This is a genomic window from Salegentibacter maritimus (assembly GCF_016236975.1).
Taxonomy (GTDB): Bacteria; Bacteroidota; Bacteroidia; order Flavobacteriales; family Flavobacteriaceae; genus Salegentibacter; species Salegentibacter maritimus.
Genome location: NZ_JAEHNY010000001.1, coordinates 401,578 through 421,283, shown reverse-complemented (window position 1 = coordinate 421,283; position 19,706 = coordinate 401,578). Strand labels below are relative to the sequence as shown.

General features: G+C 33.2%; 15 protein-coding genes and 2 pseudogenes. 10 read left to right on the top strand and 7 right to left on the bottom strand.

Translation table 11 applies throughout. The features are described from left to right. Window positions 1–70 precede the first annotated feature (70 nt). Window positions 71–1,209: pseudogene (locus I6U50_RS01990) on the top strand (IS3 family transposase). Between the two features lie 783 nt (window positions 1,210–1,992). Here I6U50_RS01990 and I6U50_RS01985 read toward each other — a convergent pair. The 6 genes and pseudogenes from I6U50_RS01985 to I6U50_RS01960 form a co-directional block, all read right to left on the bottom strand. Continuing rightward, window positions 1,993–2,568 (bottom strand): hypothetical protein, encoded by a 576-nt coding sequence (locus I6U50_RS01985; protein ID WP_198637654.1) that lies wholly within the window; start codon window positions 2,566–2,568, stop codon window positions 1,993–1,995. After that, entirely contained in the window at window positions 2,568–4,367 is a 1,800-nt protein-coding gene (locus tag I6U50_RS01980; protein WP_198637653.1) for a M12 family metallo-peptidase, read from the bottom strand. The genes I6U50_RS01985 and I6U50_RS01980 overlap by 1 nt, the downstream gene beginning before the upstream one ends. Before the next feature lie 1,063 nt (window positions 4,368–5,430). Then, window positions 5,431–5,532 (bottom strand): annotated as a pseudogene (locus tag I6U50_RS15880) (transposase); the annotation flags it as partial. Between the two features lie 39 nt (window positions 5,533–5,571). Next, window positions 5,572–6,519 carry a polysaccharide deacetylase family protein gene (locus I6U50_RS01970; protein ID WP_198637652.1) on the bottom strand — a complete coding sequence of 316 codons (948 nt, stop codon included), beginning with the start codon at window positions 6,517–6,519 and terminating at the stop codon, window positions 5,572–5,574. Window positions 6,520–6,699: 180 nt separating this feature from the next. Further along, entirely contained in the window at window positions 6,700–7,395 is a 696-nt protein-coding gene (locus I6U50_RS01965; protein WP_198637651.1) for a hypothetical protein, read from the bottom strand. Between the two features lie 179 nt (window positions 7,396–7,574). Then, entirely contained in the window at window positions 7,575–8,027 is a 453-nt protein-coding gene (locus I6U50_RS01960; protein WP_198637650.1) for a DUF1569 domain-containing protein, read from the bottom strand. A gap of 243 nt (window positions 8,028–8,270) precedes the next feature. Here I6U50_RS01960 and I6U50_RS01955 point away from each other — a divergent pair, with 243 nt between their 5' ends. The 8 genes from I6U50_RS01955 (at window position 8,271) to I6U50_RS01920 (ending at window position 13,765) form a co-directional block, all read left to right on the top strand. Further along, window positions 8,271–8,816, top strand: a complete 546-nt coding sequence (locus I6U50_RS01955) for a hypothetical protein (RefSeq protein ID WP_198637649.1) — start codon at window positions 8,271–8,273, stop codon at window positions 8,814–8,816. Window positions 8,817–8,993: 177 nt separating this feature from the next. Beyond that, complete coding sequence (locus tag I6U50_RS01950) at window positions 8,994–9,569, top strand: hypothetical protein (RefSeq protein ID WP_198637648.1); 576 nt, start codon at window positions 8,994–8,996, stop codon at window positions 9,567–9,569. A 73-nt stretch (window positions 9,570–9,642) separates the two neighbouring features. Further along, complete coding sequence (locus tag I6U50_RS01945) at window positions 9,643–10,749, top strand: WD40/YVTN/BNR-like repeat-containing protein (RefSeq protein ID WP_198637647.1); 1,107 nt, start codon at window positions 9,643–9,645, stop codon at window positions 10,747–10,749. A 177-nt stretch (window positions 10,750–10,926) separates the two neighbouring features. Next, on the top strand, window positions 10,927–11,253 hold the full coding sequence (locus I6U50_RS01940) for a DUF4870 domain-containing protein (RefSeq protein WP_198637646.1): 327 nt from the start codon (window positions 10,927–10,929) through the stop codon (window positions 11,251–11,253). A gap of 10 nt (window positions 11,254–11,263) precedes the next feature. Next, window positions 11,264–11,869 (top strand): SIMPL domain-containing protein, encoded by a 606-nt coding sequence (locus tag I6U50_RS01935; RefSeq protein ID WP_198637645.1) that lies wholly within the window; start codon window positions 11,264–11,266, stop codon window positions 11,867–11,869. 9 nt (window positions 11,870–11,878) lie between these two features. Then, window positions 11,879–12,262, top strand: coding sequence for a hypothetical protein (locus tag I6U50_RS01930; RefSeq protein ID WP_198637644.1), 384 nt, complete (start codon window positions 11,879–11,881; stop codon window positions 12,260–12,262). A 54-nt stretch (window positions 12,263–12,316) separates the two neighbouring features. Further along, window positions 12,317–13,222, top strand: coding sequence for a DUF6892 domain-containing protein (locus I6U50_RS01925; RefSeq protein WP_198637643.1), 906 nt, complete (start codon window positions 12,317–12,319; stop codon window positions 13,220–13,222). A gap of 45 nt (window positions 13,223–13,267) precedes the next feature. After that, the gene (locus tag I6U50_RS01920; protein WP_198637642.1) at window positions 13,268–13,765 is read left to right on the top strand and encodes a hypothetical protein; all 498 of its coding nucleotides are present in this window, start codon (window positions 13,268–13,270) and stop codon (window positions 13,763–13,765) included. Window positions 13,766–13,836: 71 nt separating this feature from the next. On the opposite strand, the gene I6U50_RS01915 is transcribed toward I6U50_RS01920, so the two are convergent. Then, window positions 13,837–15,636 (bottom strand): helix-turn-helix transcriptional regulator, encoded by a 1,800-nt coding sequence (locus I6U50_RS01915; RefSeq protein WP_198637641.1) that lies wholly within the window; start codon window positions 15,634–15,636, stop codon window positions 13,837–13,839. Between the two features lie 314 nt (window positions 15,637–15,950). Between I6U50_RS01915 and I6U50_RS01910 the strand changes: the two genes are divergently transcribed. After that, window positions 15,951–19,706, top strand: a 3,756-nt coding sequence (locus I6U50_RS01910; RefSeq protein WP_317192007.1) for an immunoglobulin domain-containing protein, incomplete at its 3' end; no start/stop codon positions are given.

The following is a 19,706-nucleotide window of genomic DNA, read 5'->3' as shown; positions in this document are numbered from 1 at the left end:
TGTAGCCTTCCCTAAAAATAAGACAGTTTAAAATTCGAAATTGTTAATTTTAAAAACGATAAACTGTCCGATGAAAAAAAGTAGATTTACAGAAAGTCAGATCATCAAGATCTTGAAAGAAAACGAACAAGGCCGAGCTGTTGGTGATATCGCTCGAGAACTGGGTATTGATAAAAGCACTATCTATTATTGGCGTAAGAAATATGGTGGAATGGAAACTAGTGAGCTAAAACGGCTTAAGGAGTTGGAAGAAGAAAATCGCAAGCTCAAGCAGATGTATGCCGATGCCAGTCTAGATAACCAAATGCTGAAAGATATACTGTCAAAAAAGTTCTAAGGCCTTCCGACAAGAAGCATAGAGCGGTTTATTTGATCAAGGAGTACCAGGTCTCCATAAAACGAGCCTGTAATGTAGTAGGTTTAACCCGTTCGATGTGGTATTATCAGACTAAGCGAGACGATTATGAGGTAATCGATAAACTTTCTGAATTGGCCACTGAGTTGCCCACCAGAGGTTTTGATGAATACTATAAACGAATACGTCGCGAAGGCCATAAGTGGAACCGGAAACGGGTATTACGAGTATACCGGCAGATGAAGCTTAAGCTAAGGCGCAAACATAAAAAGCGCATTACAGGTAGGGTAAAACATCCTTTAGAGACCCCTGAACAATTGAATCAGGTTTGGAGTATGGATTTTATGTCAGATGTCCTTTCTGATGGCAGAAAGGTACGTGTCTTAAATATAATTGATGATTGCAACCGAGAAGTACTGGCTGTAGATCCAGGGTTGAACTATCCTGCTAGAAAGCTAGTGGAGACTTTAGAACAATTAGAAGAAGAAATTGGATTACCACAAACTATCCGTTGTGATAATGGCCCTGAGTTTATCTCTAAAACATTCAGTCAATGGTGCAATAGAAAACGTGTGGAAATACGGTATACCCAGCCAGGTAAGCCAATGCAAAACGGGTATATAGAACGTTTAAATAGATTTTATAGAGAAGATATATTAGATGCTTACTGGTTTAATGATTTACATCAATTGCGTTCTTTAAGCAATAAATGGATGGAAGATTACAATAATAACCATCCGCATCAATCCCTGGGCAATAAATCACCAAGGGAATACAAACCTCGATTCGGGGAAGAATTCTTCCCCGAATCGAATGATATTAATGAAAATTTATTGAATTTAGCCCTGTCTTAAATTGGGGAAGGCTACAATGCCAGGCCGCAAGTGTAATTGATATTTTGAGAATCATCAATTAATTCAATATGCTTTTTCTTCGTTTATTTGCTGAACATGTTTCTGTTTTTCATTCGTAAAAGGTTTAAAAATGGTGAATTGTTATTTCTTATCTGGTTTTCGCTGTTCTAACAATGTCCCTGCTTAAACTAGGCTATCTGGTGACAAAGAATATTGAGAAGAAATGGACAGCCCAATTATACAATTGGAGCCTTACATTCAGCAATTTTATATTAAATTTGGAGATAGGGATACCGCTAGCTATAAATGAAAATTCCCTTGAGGCTAACCCCAGGGGAATTGAAAGATCAGACAGAGTTGACATTACACTCCCCATAAATAATTATAAATATCCTTAAACTGTCTTACAGATGGGGAGTATTGTAGAATAATGGTTTAATGTTGCTGTCAAAATGTAGTTAAGTATTGCCATTAATTTTTAAAACTTACCCTTTAATCTTTTCCCTGTTGTATACGTTAAGAATAATCCCATAATATTTTAATCCTAATTTCTTTGAATATTAAAGATACGAGATTATCCATTATTCCCATTCTTTTAGACTCTGTCTCAATAAAATTTAAAATGGGCAGAGAGGAATCGGTCAATTTGAAGTCATTATAATTGCAAGACGAAAAAATATTACCATTTTAATTGTACTACCCAATTCCACTATGATTTGATACTTCCAACTTGCAGTATTTAGAGCAATAAAAAGGTGGTTACATAGTCTCTAAATATGAAAATTAATTTTCAAGTTCTTCATCATTTATTAATTCGGTATGAAACTCGCCATTAGTAAAACGGATAAATTCAGGGGCATTCGGGTCGCAGGGCCTACGCTCAGTGTCTTTAATAAAAGTTACATTAAATTTACCCCTAACTTCCTTGGTCCGCTCATTGAACTCTGTAATGGTAATGGTGTTAGTAAGGGAATCTGGCTCATACACCTCAAAAACATCACAAAGCACATCACCATCCGCCGCTAATGTCGCAAAAAGAGCAGCGTTTAGGCGATCATCAGTGCTAGAGGAGGGCTTAACTGTTGCTGTCAAAGTATCTTTCTCAAGATTTATAAAACCTAGGGATTGTCTTCTGATACCTTCACCATCATAAACAGATAGAATAATTCCGAAGTAATTCGATGTTTCATTTCGCTGAATAGCATAAATATGTGATTGCCAATCTTTACCATTCTTTTGAGCCCTAGCCAAGCCAGAATCTATTGGGTTGGGCGATTCGGTCAATAGATTATCATCGTCATCATTGCTACATGAAAGCAGCATTCCTATGGACAGCAGTACTAAAACTATCTTTTTCATCAGTTTAAGATTTGAACGGTTTTGGCTTCAGAGGAACCGTCGGCAAAGTTTACTTGTATAAAGAACAAACCCGAACTAAGCCCAAAATCTAGTTTGATATGTTCTTTGTTTGAAGTACGCAACTCGTTGATTTTATGCCGATATAACGTTCGTCCCTGAAAGTCAATTATATTGACTTGAACAGCATTATTTTTCAATTTTTTATCAAACTCTACGGTAATTTCTTCATAACCTTTCGCGGGATTAGGATATACTATAAAAGTGTCCACCGTTTCTGGTGCATTTATACGGTATGGAGCACAGGCGAAACCAGGTGGTGGATCAACAGCAGTAATCGTTCGCTGACTTACCGTAATCGTGTTCGCTGCATCGGTCACGGTCAATCGCAATGTGAAATTAAAGTTCCCGTTCATTTGATAAGGAGCATTATATGTATAACTAAAACTAGTTCCGACAACGTCCCAATTAATTCCATTTTGGGAGGTTTCCCAAAGATAGGTATACGAGGGCTGCCCACAATTGACCTCGGCTTCAAAAGTAGCGGATGTATTTTCACAAACGGAATATGGACCATCTATAGAAGTTGAAATCTGAGGAATTGTATTAGGGAAAAAATCGGCAATCGCTGGGCCGTTGTTTTCATATTCTGTTTTGTTATCGTTAAAGGAAAATGTACCCGTGCCTTGGCCCCCAAAGTAAACGTTTGGATTACTGAATCGTAATATTCGATTTTGACCTCCCCCGATAGGCTGTTGTCGAGCCATAATGGTACCTCGGGTACTATTCATTACGTAACCATGCTCTATGGTGCCGGTGGGATCATTATCATGACGCCCTCCAAACAGGTGTCCAAGTTCATGGGCAAAGGTAAGGTTGCCAGTTGCCGAATTTGCTTGGGCTATAGCATAACCTGTTTGAAAATCAGCATTGATTGCATCTGCTATGCCGACAATAGTCCCATAATTACCATCAGTCAACAGCAATACAAGGTCTGCATTATTAGTTTGTCTTAGGTTTTGAGCATTTACATTGGCTGAAAGATCGCCTACATCATTTACTATATCTCCAGATTCATTAAATGCCAATGGCAAGACATCAACCAATTCCACATTTAATCGGCTTACATCTACCTGTGAACCGCTCAAGGCTTGTTGCAATTGAGCTATGCTCAGGTTTGCGGTGGCATCGATGTCAGGTACGCTGGCATCTGCATTTGGAGTATAAAGCACCAGTACGCTTACCTCGCCACGGGGTGCGCATTCCACGCTTCTCGAAAATGATTCAGATCTGGATTCCGACTTCGTTGTTGTGTCCACCATTCCGCAGTCACCTTTTAATAAATTATCGTTGAGACGATAAAGTACATGAAGTCCTTCTCCCAAATCGGTAAATTCCCAAACCTCACCTTTATAGTTTACTTGACCAAAAACTTTATATCCTTTTTTCACATAGAGTAAACTACCATTAACATCTGTTTTTGAAGTTCCCAGCCAAGAGAAGTTAGCTTTGTCCTTAGAAATAATATTACTGTAAACAAATGCCAGGTTTGTTTCTGAATTAGGTAAATTAAGATATACCGTATTGCCCTCGATTACATCATTAATTGTATTTAAGGTAACGAGTTGTTCATCGGTAAATGCTGTGGAGGCTCTGATTTTTAAGAGTTTTGTCTCCTGACTCTGATTTAATTCCACATTTTGCTTTTTGTCAAATTCAAATAATTTCTCTTGTCCAGATAGAGATAGGGTAAAAAGACTAATGATACATACTGTTAAGAATTCTTTGTAGATTTTTTTCATTTTATAATGTTTAAATATTATCATATTATAGTCATGATATTTAATTTTATTAATTATATTTTTACATGTTATAGCTAATATAATGATAATTTAACAAATGTTAAATAAACTATTGATATTGAAATAAGTTTTATAACGTATTAAATGCAAATAACCTGAAACGTTACACGTAGGATGCAGTTTTTAATAAAAGAGAATTGAAGTTATTATTGGGATTAAGATTTCATACAAACACTAAGTTCCATAAGCTACAAGTTCTTCACATTATGCTATGGAGAGCAGGTAAGCTACCTGAAAATATTGTATAGGTACATTTGATGTAGAAGCGCAACGCACTATTTCCATTGTTTTGACCATCGTTTTATTCTATAAGGCTAACGAAAAAACATAGCTACTGAAAATGCTATTCAGGAATTTCAAAAAGAAATAATTAAAACTTCAGAAGCAGAATTATTAAATACGGTTAATAATTAAATAAGTTATCCTAGAAAGACTCTTTTTAAAAAGTTTAACACAGCATAGGAACAAATTGCTATTTTCCGTAATGATTTGACTACTTTAAAACTTAATAACTTCAGCTGGAATTTCGCAACTTAACAGTACTTTCTTTTCCAATCAGAAAAAAATGGAGATATTCTTTTGAAACATAAAATATTAATAAGAGTAACAAATTCGGTGTTAATATAAAATAAAAAGAGCATTACCTTAATTTCAATTTAAATATTTATGAGCGATTAATAATCGGGTATTTTATTATCAAGTATTTAATTTTTATTCTATCTTTATAACACCAAAGATGATCAAATTATATGAGTCTTATTGTTCTTTCTATTTTAGTGAATGATTCGGTGAATATATCCAGAATTTAGAATACAAAGTCGCGGTTTTAAAGATCTTGTGAAGCCTAAAAAACTTCCTGCCACCCCTACGAACCTTCTTTAAAAGGATATAAAAACACTGTTAATCTATTGATTTTCAGTGTTTTTTGTTTTTTCGATATCATTTGATATGGTTTGATATCGGATCAAGACGGATCAAGACCATTTTCTGGGTTTTTGCTTTTTTAAGCAAATAATTTTTCGAGTCTAAATAGGAAGAACTCGGTATTTCTTACTCCTCTTAATTGTGCTCTAAAGGCTTTTATTTTGGCATTTAATGATTCTGTAGAGGCATTGGTGCATTATCAGCTTTAACACCATATATTTCATTTATTGTTTGCCTTAGCCTGGTTCACCAGTCTATTATATAAATTAATGATTCTATCCATATTTGGTTCATTTTTCATCCAATACATTCTTTTATTTTCTGTAGGAATCCACCTATAAAGCCAGGATATTCCTCCTTTCTTATAGTAATGTGATTCTTGCTCATAGACTTTATCTTCAAGTGACTTTTCAAGAGTGACGAGATTGTTTCCCTGTTGTTTGAGCTTATCAATTATTTCAGGTAGATAATTTTCATTTATTAAGTTGTCGTGACATAAATAAATCTGATTGATTTTTCTACCATAAAGACGAGTAGAAAGAGAATCAAAAAATTGGAAATACTCTATTGTTTTATTGACATATAATTTTCCTATTTGTGCAGCTGATTCAAGATCAGATTTTTCTAGATAGTGTTCGTATACATAATTAAACATCCAATCAGAACTCTCTACTGTAAAAGGTGTAGAAATGTATTTTTTCTTTTTTAAAAACGCACCAATCTGTTTGTGTTGAGTGGTATCTTTACCTAAATCATTGTAAGGAAATCGGAAATATTGAAGTGGTTTGTTGTATACTTTAGTCAACTCCCTTGTTATGCCCTCCCCTTTCTCAATATCAAGCTTGAAAAAAGGATATCCTATATCTGAATATCTTGAATGACTGAAAGAATGATTTCCGGCGGTTACATAATCTCGTTGAATCCAATTGTTTAATAATTCAAAGTTCTTATTTACTGAGTCAGTCTTATAAATTAATTTTTCATTTATAAAAATAGCAATTGGTATTCTTAGTGAATCTAATTTTTGTAACAAAACCGATTGATAATTGTTCTTTTTAAAATTTCTCGTATTTGGAACATCATCAATAGTTATAGAAATATTAGTTTGAGCATGAATGGGAAAGCTCATAAAGATTAAAACTATTATTCGAATATGTTTTATGTTCATTTAGTTTTTTAAATATTTGAAAGGTTCTTATAGATAGCCTTTGTGTAACTAAATTTAATGTTTATCAGTTAAACTTAAAACCTGACAATTCCCAATATACTGAGACAGCCTGTCCTAATTTAGCTACTGAGGTAGTGGATTATGGTTTAATTACATTTATACATAGTAACTTAAAATACTTTATTTTTCATTGTCAATAAGCCAAGGTTCTTTAAATTCCGTCGCTTTTGTCAATTTCTTTTTTAGTTCTTCTCGGTCTAATTCAAATTTCGAATATTCTGATCGCTCATAAAGTAGGTTATAACCCGACTGATTAAGTCCATATTTTACTAATGTATAAAAATCGGATTCCGCTTTTTTTAAATCCAGATTATCCTTGTTTAACTCAATTTTTAAAAGATCAACTAAAGTGTCATTTACAAAGTGATTTTCATAATTCAGTTGGTTTTTATCAGATTTCATTGAATTAATCTCTTGAATAATCTCATAAACAATTGAATCATTATTCTCTGCCCTCCTACGATTCCAAAATTCAGCGTAATATTCTCCTTGAATTTCAGGCATATCATGGGTCAATTCCAAACTATCGATTAGATCCTCAAAGTTTCGTTTTATATAAATATCCTGAATTAAAAATTCGTTTTCGTATTTCAAAATCAGATTTTCAAGTTTGCTATATCCAATTTTTTTAAATGATTCGTGAACCATTTTTAGATTTTCAGGTTTTCTAATCCAAGAGTTCTTTGTCCAGTCTCCATTTCTCAAACTGAAGAATGAAGTTTGGTTTTCTGAATAAAACTGCAATTCTGATTGCTTGTCCTTTTTACAGGACAGAAATAGAAAAATTGGAAGTAAAATTGTTAAGAGTTTGTTCATTATCTATTATTATGCGAGGTCTCGTATAATTGGCACTTAGGAGTTTAAAATTAATATTTTTAAGAGGCACATCTGTAAGTAATTCCAAAGCAAAATCGGTAAAGCTAATCCCGATTTTGCTGTAGATTTAGTCGAATATAACATAATTGTAGTTATATTTTTTTGTGCATTAGCTTTTTTTATATTCCAAATTGCCTTAAATGATGGTCGGTGTGTTTGTAAACTAATATTCCTATTTGCTCTTTTGTCATTCTGCCAAAAAAATCGTGGATAAAGTCAGGGTTGTTGAAATTTTCGTATTCCTTAATTAATGAGATCCAGTGTGACTTTTCAGGTTCGATTTTGCCAGTCAATTCCTTAACCTTAAACTGCTCGGAAGTGGGAATATTTTTGTCAAAAGACTTTTCATCTTTTATCATTTTGTTTAAAGCTATTTTTCCAAAAATTATTCCTAAAAAGGTCTGTTTATAGGTATGATTTTCTTTTCCAAGAATCCATTTGTTCCAATACGTATTGTGCTTAAGCATTTGGATAGAATTCATTTTACCCCATTCAGCCTTATGATCTTCACTTATTTTCTCAATTCTATCGATTAGTTCTTCCCGAATATTCTTGTTAAAAATTGTTTTCATTTATTCAATTCTATTTAATCTAATTTACTTGGTTATGTCTAGTTTAGACTTATCATATGCCAAGAAGTTTTTGGTTCTTTTTTAATATAAAAACAGTCGAAGCCTGGTGAACCTAATTTACTAAAAGCTGCAAACCAGCACAGGATTTCCATATGAGACAGATTTAACATTGTTCTTATTAACTGTTAGAATTTCGTGGAGTCATTAGATGACTATATTTGTTTATAGCTTAAAACAATAACAATGCGTCAGCTTATAGCCATCATTATTTCATTTTTCATGTTTTCCTGTATTCCAATAAGGGTAGCACCTAATATTGAAAAAGATAAATTAGTTAAAGCAAAAAAATTCAAAAGAGACCTTCCTCGTAAATATGGTTTCGTTTTTGAAGACCCAAAAGATTCTGATGAGTTTTATAAATTCATTAATGCAAAGTATGATTTAGGGTTTATTAATGTTGAATCAAATATTCCGGTTTCTATTGATAACAATACTTATTTCCTTTCATTCTACGAAAGGGAAAGAGTTTCTAAAACAATTAATTTGATTCCGATTGCGATTGATGCCGGTCTTAAATCAAAAGGAAATAGCACAATTCTTGAAGATGCCCATACATCCCGAACCGGCCGTTGGTACTTAATTTTAATTGTTACTGATAATTCATTTAAAGACTGTTTGAACCCAAATTATCCCAATCAGAACAAAATAATAGAATACCTTAGAGATCTTAAGAAAGAGTATTTAACCACTCATAATTATATTGAGACTGTTCTAAAAAGAAACGATTGATTTGTCATAATATTTATCGCTAACCTTTCAACAAATATTAAAAATGTAAACGCTTTGTATATATTATTTCTACGGTTGTAGACGATTTGGTAATGTAAAAGAAAAGTAAGGGAGAGCATTCTGTTTAGTTTTGCCTACGGTGTTATTACAAAAACAGAATTCGTAAAACTTAAAACTATGGAAGAAATAAAATTACTTTTTTTTATATTAAGTTCTTTCTTTAGCATAGAAAATGAACGGATTGCAGCCGATAAAACTGAAGTTCGTATTTTTCCCCAGGAGCAAAAAATAGAAATTTTTCAGGAAAACCTATTTGCATTAATTCAATCAAAAAATGATGAAGCCCTTGTTTTAAAGCAATGGGATAGTCTTTATAACTGGAAACAAAATAGGACACCCTGGTCAAAAGCATTAGATAATTTTCTTGTAAAAGATCTAAAATTTACTCCTGAAGAAATGACAACACAAACCCATAAGGTTTTAATAAGGCCATATCTTACACTAAAATACAAGAGTGCAAACGATTTGTCCATTATGGGAATTTGGTACAAATCTAAAAAGAATGAATTCTACATAAATCATATTCCCGGGCACAATATAAAAAGTAAAAATGGCCGGCTTAAGGGTAATTATTGGGTGTTTAGTGCCAATGATACTATTAACTTTACAATAGAACCCTTTTTAAATTTAAATGATAACCTCAAAAGCTCAAAGGTATCTTTACAGGAGCTATTAAGGAAGCATAAAAAGTAAATCGTCTTAAGGATGTCTTACCAGTCTCCAATTATCAAATTACACCAATTATTTTAGTCAGGATTTATAAAGCATGGCCAAAAAGTATATCATTCTATTCATAGCATTAATACCAACTCTCTTCTCGTGTTCAGAAAATAATTACATCAATATAGAAGAAGCTCCCGAAATAGAATTTAGTAGCCTTAATACTATTAACCGGGAGAAATATAGTTTTACAAATAAAGTTAGTAAACAGAATGTTTCTATAATTAACAGTGTAAAAAAAAAAGGATTTCACTTTTATAACAGCTTTAAATTTAAAACAGAGGATATTGGTGTTTTGGTTGGAGGAACAGGATTAAGGGCTAGAGTTACTCAAAATGGTGGTGGTTCCTGGCAGGAATTTCGTTTTTCAAAATTTGCAAATACCTTTCATTCAGTTGCATTTTCCGGTCACACCTTTTTTATTGTTGGTGAGAGTAAATATATATTCAAAAGTAAAGATTTAGGAAAAAACTGGAGTGTTTATAATTCGGAATTTCTTTTTGAAGATAAAAATTCTCTTTCAAAAACTGACTTCTATAAAATTCGTTTTCTTGACCATAAAATTGGCTTTATTGCTGGAGAGCGCAACAATAAGCCCGTTATATTAAAAACAAATAATGGAGGAAAAAGTTGGGAAATTTTCAATAATAGCGAAGCATTAAAAAATAGTGAAGCCATAACAGATTTTCATATAAGTTCCAGTGAAGAATTAAGTATTGTAACATCTCGTGGAGAATATTTTGTAACAAAAAATGGAGGTACTAACTGGGAACTGATTCTCAAAACAGCAGCATTAAACTCCATTGCATTCAAAAATGCAAATAGGGGTTTTGTAGGAGGGGTAAATGGTACACTTCTTTACACCCATAATGCTGGAAAGAACTGGAACAAAATTGCAGTTCCGGAAAACCCAAATATTACAGATATTACTTTTACTAACAAAAAAGCCCTAATCACTACCTCCAAATCATTTTCTAAAAATAGGGCTGAATTTGTCTATGAAATAGATGAAAACAGAAAGAAAGTCTCCCCTTTTCTAACAAAAACAGATAAAGATGTCTTGTTCATAGGGGATTCTTATGCAATTGATGCTTTAGAAAACAATATTTTCATTCTAGATAGGAATAACTTGTATAAAACACCCGGCAAGTAGGTTCTAATTTTTTTATTGAATATAAAAGCTTACAGCCTCCAGTAGAAAGCAATATTAGATTATGTAGATGCTATGTAAACTATATATATAAACTTGTAGACAAAGTGTAGCTAACCAAAATAACAAGAAGATTGGCAAACCTTTAAATTCGCTATAAAAACTTAAAACCAATTAATTATGAGTGTAAAAACTATTTCAATTGTATCTTACCTTACCATTATAGGTTGGATCATTGCTTACTTTTCCAACAAGAACCAGGATTCAAAAAGTGAACTCGCTTCGTATCATCTTGGGCAAAGTATGGGCATCTTCATTTTTGGCGTTATTCTAAATATAATACTTGGGTTTATCGCAAATGTTTTTTCTTCTTCGGGTGTTATATTGTTTTTATTAGGACTAGTCCCACTTATATTTATCATTTTAGGAATTATCACAGCCAATAACGAAGCTTTAAAACCCGTCCCAATTATAGGAACCTATTTTGAAGGAAAGTTTAACTTTTAAATCATTTATTATGAAAAATATGCATTTATCATTCATTCTTTTGTTTACAGTGTTTATTGCTTCGGCCCAAATAAACCCACAATATATAGAAGCTGCCGGACAAACTACATATCAAAGAGACGTGAAGCACTATGAAGCAACCATTAGAATAAGCAACACAACCACCTATGGAAATGATGCCGAGCTTGCATTAGAGAATAGGAAAACGATTTTTTTACAAAAATTAGATCAACTAGGCTTAGACAGAAATCAGGTTCATATTGGCGACACCGCTAAAAATGAAGGTTCCAAAAACAGACAACATACTGACTATGTGGTAGAAACAACCGATGAAAATGAAATAGAAAAAATTCAGTCTTTAGGAAAGATAGACTCGTGGAGTTATAAGCTACATGAAAAGGTGATTTACAAACCTCTCACAAATAAATCAGATATAATTAGCAAAGCTTTAGAAGATGCAAATAAAAATGCAGAGGTAATAGCTAATGTAATAGGGCAAAAGATTGGTAAAATACTAGTAGTATCCGATTATAACTATGAAGAAAGACCAGACTCAGCATTCTACACAAAAGAAGACCGTACCTACCGTATTGTAGTACGTTTTGCCATAAATTAGAAATCCGTGATGCATAGAAATAAAAAAATAGAGCTTCAGTATTTACCCAATTTCAAAGAAGAAGAAATGGAGGTTCTCCTAATCGAATACGAGCGGTATAATAAATTTAGTAATTCAGTAAAGATCCCCCTTATTATTCTGTTGCCGGCTGCAGGCATTATGCGTAGTATAAAGAATAAGTTACCAACAAACATTCTGGTTGTTATTGCTATTGTTATACTTCTAATATTAGCTATTTGGTTAATTGTTATTACAAATAGAATAATTAAGCAAAAAAGAATTGTGAATAAGAAGCTTAAAGCAATGGCGAATGCTCAGCAATATCCTTTTAATAAAGTAAAAAAAGAGTTTAATGTCCTGGTAAGAAAAAATTATAAAGGTTCCAAAATATAATCATTCCTTATAAATGAAACCTCATTTCACAAACCGTGTTCTAAAAAAGCCAAAATGATAAACATTTTTAGCAAAAAAGATAAAAATATATGTATTTATTGTACACAGCAAGATTTAGAAATCAACGGGGTTTCCATTGAATATCCTATTCAACTAAATAAACTAAAAAGACTTTTTGGGAAGCCCAACCAAGTGCTGACCGATGAAAAATATACTTTTACGAAAACCTATGTTTGGGATTCTCTGGGAATAAAGGCATTAGAATCCCTAGGCTCTATACATAGCATTCAATGTATCTACTCAAATAGCAAAAGATTAAAAAATTCACCAAAGAAGCTTTTTAAGGGCACATTGTTTCTTAATAACAAATTGTTTATTATTGAAGAACAGAAATCTATTGAAAAAACTTATTTGCAAGGCTTTTGGAATGTGGGCAAACTACAACTCCCCGATGATAACAAAGCTTTTGCTGTGAATATTTGGTATAATAAATATTTTAAAATACCGGAAAATAAGTACAAAATACAACCTCTAAACGAACCCGAAATCAATTTTACCGACTTTAACTTTAAGCTTTGCATTCTCCAAATTTTGATGTATGAAAGAGAACTCCTTTTACCCAAATTTGACATCTATGAGTTTATTAGATGGTATAAAAAGCGATCAATAAATACTGAAGAAGAACGATTTGAACCAATCCCTGAAGCATTAGACTACTTAAAAAAGCTCCCAATTCCCATGAGGTTTGCCGGTGAAATTACCGAAATATATCAGGATGGTGGTAATGAAATTTACTTGAATACCTGTTTGGAATGCGAAGGTTATGAAGACTATTGGAACATTACAAGCATTGAAGATTTAAAACACTTCCCAAATTTAAAAAAAGTTACATTGTGCTATGCAAAAGACAATATTATGGCTGAACTTATTGAAATGGAAGTTGAAGCAAAATGGCTATAAAAAGACCAGCTAATTTTTTAATATAGTTTTAGTCGATAGATTAATATGAGTAGATTTTGGAGCACATTTAAATTGATTCACAATCCTTTAAAGGATAAAAGGAATAAAAAGGATGAAATCAAATCAACCTGCCAGGATCTTAAGTGTTCAAAATGTGGTAATACGGCTGCTAAAATTGAGATTGTTGAGCCAAATGCTTATCCAAAGGATGCTGTTAACTGGAATATAAAGGACTATGAGCTTTATGAAAAATATCGAGATTTCAGCTTAAATTACTTACTATACACCGGGCCAGGTGGTAGTAATGGGTATATTGGAGATCCAATTGATTTGAATCGGAAAAAAGCTATAATTGATGCTTTTACCAAACCCTACAACTCTATTAAAATTAGACAGCAGTTCTATGATATGGCTGGTTTTTGTACTATGTGTAATAAATTTTATTGTAGTAAACACTGGCACACCACGACTTCTGAATATGGAAAATGCCCCGAAGGGCATCATAAATCCCTGGATCCCCATTGGTCTCCTGATATTGAATAATAAAATATATGCCAATTGATTCTAAAATAGGACACGGCACTTTGAAAAGGAATATAATTAAAGCTTTACTTTTAAGTTAAGTTAGCCAAAAAATCATCCAGGTCAATATCTTTACTCAAACCAAATTTTTGTTTTAAACGATATTTAAACATCCTAACGCTTTGAGGTTCTATATGTAAGGCTTGTGCAATCTGCTTTGTAGTCATTTTTAAGTACAGATAGGTACAATATTTTAGATCTAAGGGTGTTAGTTTCTTTACAGCCAATGCATTTAACTGATTAAAAAAATCGGGATGAACTTTTTGTATTTGTGTTTTAATATTTTCAAAATCAGCAGCCAAAAGCATTTCTTCCTTTAGTAACTTTTGTATTTTTTTTGTATCACCTTCCTGAATATTCGATTTTATTTGTTGCAACATATCGTTTTTGTACTCGATAAGTAAAGAGTTTGCCAATGATTCTTTTTCTAACTGTTGCTGCTTAATATTTAAAAGTTCCTGTTCGGCCTTTAATCTAGACTGCTCTTCCTTTTCAAATTTTAGCTTCAAATTTGCCCTATGTTCGCTTTCTTCTTTTTCCCGTTTCAGTTTTTCTTCACGTTCAATAGAATACTTTAACTTAAAATGATATGATACAAACATAAATACAAGCCCAAAAAGCAATGCAAGCGCAATGCCACCATAGAGATAATTTTGTCTTTTTTGAAATGTTTCGCGTTCCTTCAGCAATTTAAGCTGCTGATCTTTCTTTTCTGTTTCAAATTGTATTTCCAACTTTTGAGCATTTAGCAACTGCTGTTCGTCAAAAGACTTCTTCAATAGTTCTTCTGCCCTTTCCTGGTAATTTAAAGCCGATTTTAAGTCATTTCTTTTTAAGGCTATAGCTGCAAGCTCCTTGTTTACCCTGTATTCCAGCTTAAAATAATTTCCTTTATCGTTCATTAGTAAAGTCAAGCCCTGCAAAAGATACTGTTCTGCAAGCCCTACATTTCCCTCTTTTTTGGCAAAGCCACTCTTTATACCAAGTACATTGATCCATTTTTCTGAAGAAGCTTCATCTTTTTCAAGTTTATCTTCGGCAAATTTGAGGTAATAAAATGCTTTCTCCTTACGAACTTCCATGGGTTCGCTAGACCATTCAAGATAAAAATTTGCAATATTGATACAGGTGATTACAAATGTATCGCCACTTACTTCTTTTGGGTTAGATTGCTGAAGTTCAAATGATTTTCTTAGATATTGAAAAGTGCTATCTAACAATTTTTTTTTCCTGGTTTCTCTATAACGTGCCAGGTACATACTGGACATTCCGTTATTTACATTTACCTGTAAATTGATATCTCTTGCATCAATAGCATATTTCTTACATTTTAAGATGTATTTTTCCATCTTTTCTTCATCTCCCCACCTACTGTAGGTGCTATATAAAAGATAATTTAGATAGTATTTTGTTGTTAAATCGGTATTATTCTCCTCTAGATACTGCAACCCGGTTAGAGCATCTTTCACCACATCATCGGGCAAATTAAGATGATAGTTTAGATAAGCTTTGGCCCTATAGGCTACAGCTTTAGAAGTATTATTTTTTGCCTTTTCCGCAGCTTCAAAACTAAGATCCAATAGTTTCTTCCCCATTAAAAGGCTATCTCTGGAAACGTAAAGGCCGCTTTGATAAGCATATAGATAGGCAAGATCGTCAGCCGAATTGGTTCTATAAATCGTATTCTTTAAGCTTTCAATTGCTTCCTGCGTCTTGTTTTGCATTTGAAGCAACTCTACAGAATCGAGTGCCTGCCTTGTGCTTTCCAAAATATTTTGCGCTCTGCTAAGCGTTCCAGATAATAAAAGGGCTAGAAATATAAAAATCCTCATTTAATGATATGCTGCGTTGTATCTACAAAAATAGAAACTAATAGAAAAGAATCAGGCTTAAAACAATTAAAATGGTCTCTTTTCCCATCGTGTTTCTAATTTCAAAGAACTGTTTATCAGTACTTAAAAATAATTGTAGATAGTATGTATATACAAAATTCATAAAGTAGATACTATGTAGCGTTTTCAATAGACCTCATTTTCTTTTTAATGTTGACTTTTACATCAATCATTCAGGCGCTAAATAAAGGTTTAAGCCATTCAACATTTTTAGAATTAACAATAACCATTTGAATTGAATAAGTTTTGTTTTGATGAAATATATTTTCAGCTCCGTTTTTGTACTTATAATTAATACAATGTTGACTGCACAAACTACGCCTGTGCCCGATGCCAATTTTGAAGCTTTTTTAATTGCCGAGGGTATAGATACAAATGGAATTACCGGAGATATTTTAAATTCAGATGCTACTAATGTTACAACATTAGATGTCTCTGTAAACAACATCACAGATTTCTCAGGACTTGAGGCTTTTGTAAATATCCTTTCATTAGACCTTAACGGAAATCAATTTGCAACTTTACCATTAAGTACATTAACTAATTTAGAAGAATTGAGGTTTAGCGGTAATATGGCCCTCGCAAATCTAGATCTTTCTGCAAATACCCAACTTAAAATAATTATTGCGCGCTCTAATGGCAATACCAACAATGCGCCTATCACTTCTTTAGATCTTTCTTCAAACACTCTTTTAGAAGAAATAGAAATATATAACTTCTTTAATCTATCTAGCGTCATATATCCCAATACAAATACCGTTAGGGATATATATATGCTACTACGTTCTAATATTAATGTAGATTTTTCAGACTATGATAACCTAGAACATCTTTTTTTGAGCACCAACTTCAATAATTCATTAACAATTAATGCCCTACTCCCAAACAACCAAAACAGCTTAAAAACGCTAAGCTGCCAGGGCGGAAATATTACTAATGTAAACGTTTCTAATTTTCTTGCTTTAGAACAGCTAAGACTCCAAACTACAAACACCCAAACAATACAGTTACCACAAACAAATTCGCTTAAGGACATACGAATAAGCAATCATTTAATTAATACTATTTCTTTTGAAAATGCTGCTATGCTGGAGACTTTATATATTCAAAATAAAAGTGGCTCCTCCCCTACAAATATCGATATCACAAAAAACTCACAATTAAAAGTTTTAGTGGCAAGGTCAAATCACATGACCAATATAGATGTAACCCAAAATAGTTCACTAACCAATATTAATGTTCAGAGTAACCAACTTACATCACTAGATGTTACCGAAAATAAAGTTTTAGAAGAATTAACAGCATCTTATAATATGTTGTCAGACATTGATGTTAGGCAAAATATACTTCTAAGAAGGCTAGCACTTTCAAATAATGAGATCGCCAATCTTGATGTTACTCAAAACAGGGAATTGCAAAATCTTAATATAGCTAATAATCTTTTTACCGGTACGGGTCTGGATATAACACAGAATATTGCCTTAAGCTCTCTAGATGCTTCCAATAATCAAATTGAATCACTTAATATTACTAAAAATAGTTCACTAGGGAATCTGGTTTTACACCACAACCTCTTTACTGGAACCAATATTATAGATCAATATCACGACATTTGGCAAACAAACGGAGCTTTAAGAGCTTCAGACGAACTGGATGTAAGTTATAATCTCTTGTCGGGGAAAATTCCAGATTTTGCTTCATTGGCCTTAGATGGAAAAACCAATTATTTTGAATTAAAATTTGATAACAACCACTTTCATTTTGGAGATTTTGAAGATGAACATAATACCTATGTACAATTATTGAGTACATATTGGACCAAAATACCTTCCATTGTCCTTTTTAGAAAATATACCTACGCTCCACAAGCAAAAGTAAATTCAATAGAATCGTATACTCCCAATGTTAATGACACTATTACATTGAATACTACAGTTAGAGGAAATCAAAATAACTATCAATGGTTTAAAAATGGTACAGCAATTCCCGATGCACCAAATGAGCCTAATTTAATTTTATATAATGTGTCCGAATGTGATAATGGTGTATACCATTGTGAAATCACAAGTGATTTGGTGCCATTTGAAAATAATAATCCCCCCGGAACCAACGGAAAGAACCTACTTTTAATACGAAATGATATTACTGTAGATGTTCAAGGTACAAACAAGTCATGTACAAGTGTGGTTAATCCGGCCAATGATGAAACCGGTGTCCCTATAAATACAGGACTTGAATGGAAAGATGATTTTGGCGCTTGTGGTTACCTATTAAGTGTAGGAACCAATGCTGAGGCCAATAACCTTTTAAGCAATATTGATGTAGGAAAAACAAGTAATTACAATTTTAGCAATAATCTTGCTCCTAATACTACCTATAATGTTATTGTGGTACCATATTTCTCTGATGGACCATTAAACTCTGGATGTACTATTCAATCCTTTACCACCGGAGGCAATATTACAATTCCTGAATGTAACGAACTTAGTCTGCCAGCACCATCGGCTGCAGATGTGGCTGTGAGTACTCACATAGAATGGACTCGGGTAAATGGTGCAGATGGTTATTATCTAAATGTTGGCACCAGTGCAGGAAATACCGATATTGTAAATAATATAAATATTACCGGTGGAAATAATAACTCTTACGATATCCCCTCAGACTTACCTTCTAATACGGTAATTTATGTTAACATACTACCGTACAATGCTGAAGGGACAGCCAGTGGCTGTAAAGAATTTAGTTTTACCACAGAAACTATTGCTACTATTCCAAATTGTACTTCAATTACCAGTCCGCTAGACGGTGCAACCGATGTTAGCATTAGTGAAAATATTAGCTGGGATGCTGTACAAGATGCCGATGGATATTATATAAATATTGGAACAACTGCAGGGGAAAATGACCTGGTAAATAATACCGACCTGACAACAACAACAACAACTTATAGCCCTGCAACCGATTTCCCTGAAAACACCACTATCTATGTTTCGGTTACTCCTTATAATGTGGTAGGAAGTGCCACAGGATGTACAGAAATAAGTTTTACCACGGAAACTATAGCTACTATTCCAAATTGTACTACAATTAGCAGTCCGGTAGATGGTGCAACCGATGTTAGCACCAATGAGGACATTAATTGGGATGCTGTACAAGATGCCGATGGATATTATATAAATATTGGAACAAATCCAGGAGGAAATGATCTGGTAAATAATACCGACCTTACAACAACTAGTTATACCCCTACAACCGACTTCCCTGAGAATACTACAATTTATGTTTCGGTTACTCCTTATAATGCGGTAGGAAATGCCACAGGCTGTACAGAAATAAGCTTTGCCACGGAAACTATTGCTACTATTCCAAATTGTACTACAATTAGCAGTCCGGTAGACGGTGCAACCGAGGTTAGCATCAGTGAAAATATTAGCTGGGATGCTGTACAAGATGCCGATGGATATTATATAAATATTGGAACAAATCCAGAAGGAAATGATCTGGTAAATAATACCGACCTTACAACAACTAGTTATACCCCTACAACCGACTTCCCTGAAAACACCACAATCTATGTTTCGGTTACTCCTTATAATGTGGTAGGAAGTGCCACAGGATGTACAGAAATAAATTTTACCACAGAAACTATAGCTGCTATTCCAAATTGTACTACAATTACCAGTCCGGTAGACGGTGCAACCGAGGTTAGTATCAGTGAAAATATTAGCTGGGATGCTGTACAAGATGCCGATGGATATTATATAAAAATTGGAACAAATCCAGGAGGAAATGATCTGGTAAATAATACCGACCTTACAACAACTAGTTATAGCCCTACAACCGATTTCCCTGAAAACACCACAATCTATGTTTCGGTTACTCCTTATAATGCTATTGGCAATGCCACAGGATGTCCAGAAATAAGTTTTACCACGGAAACTATAGCTACTATTCCAAATTGTACTACAATTAGCAGTCCGGTAGATGGTGCAACCGATGTTAGCACCAAT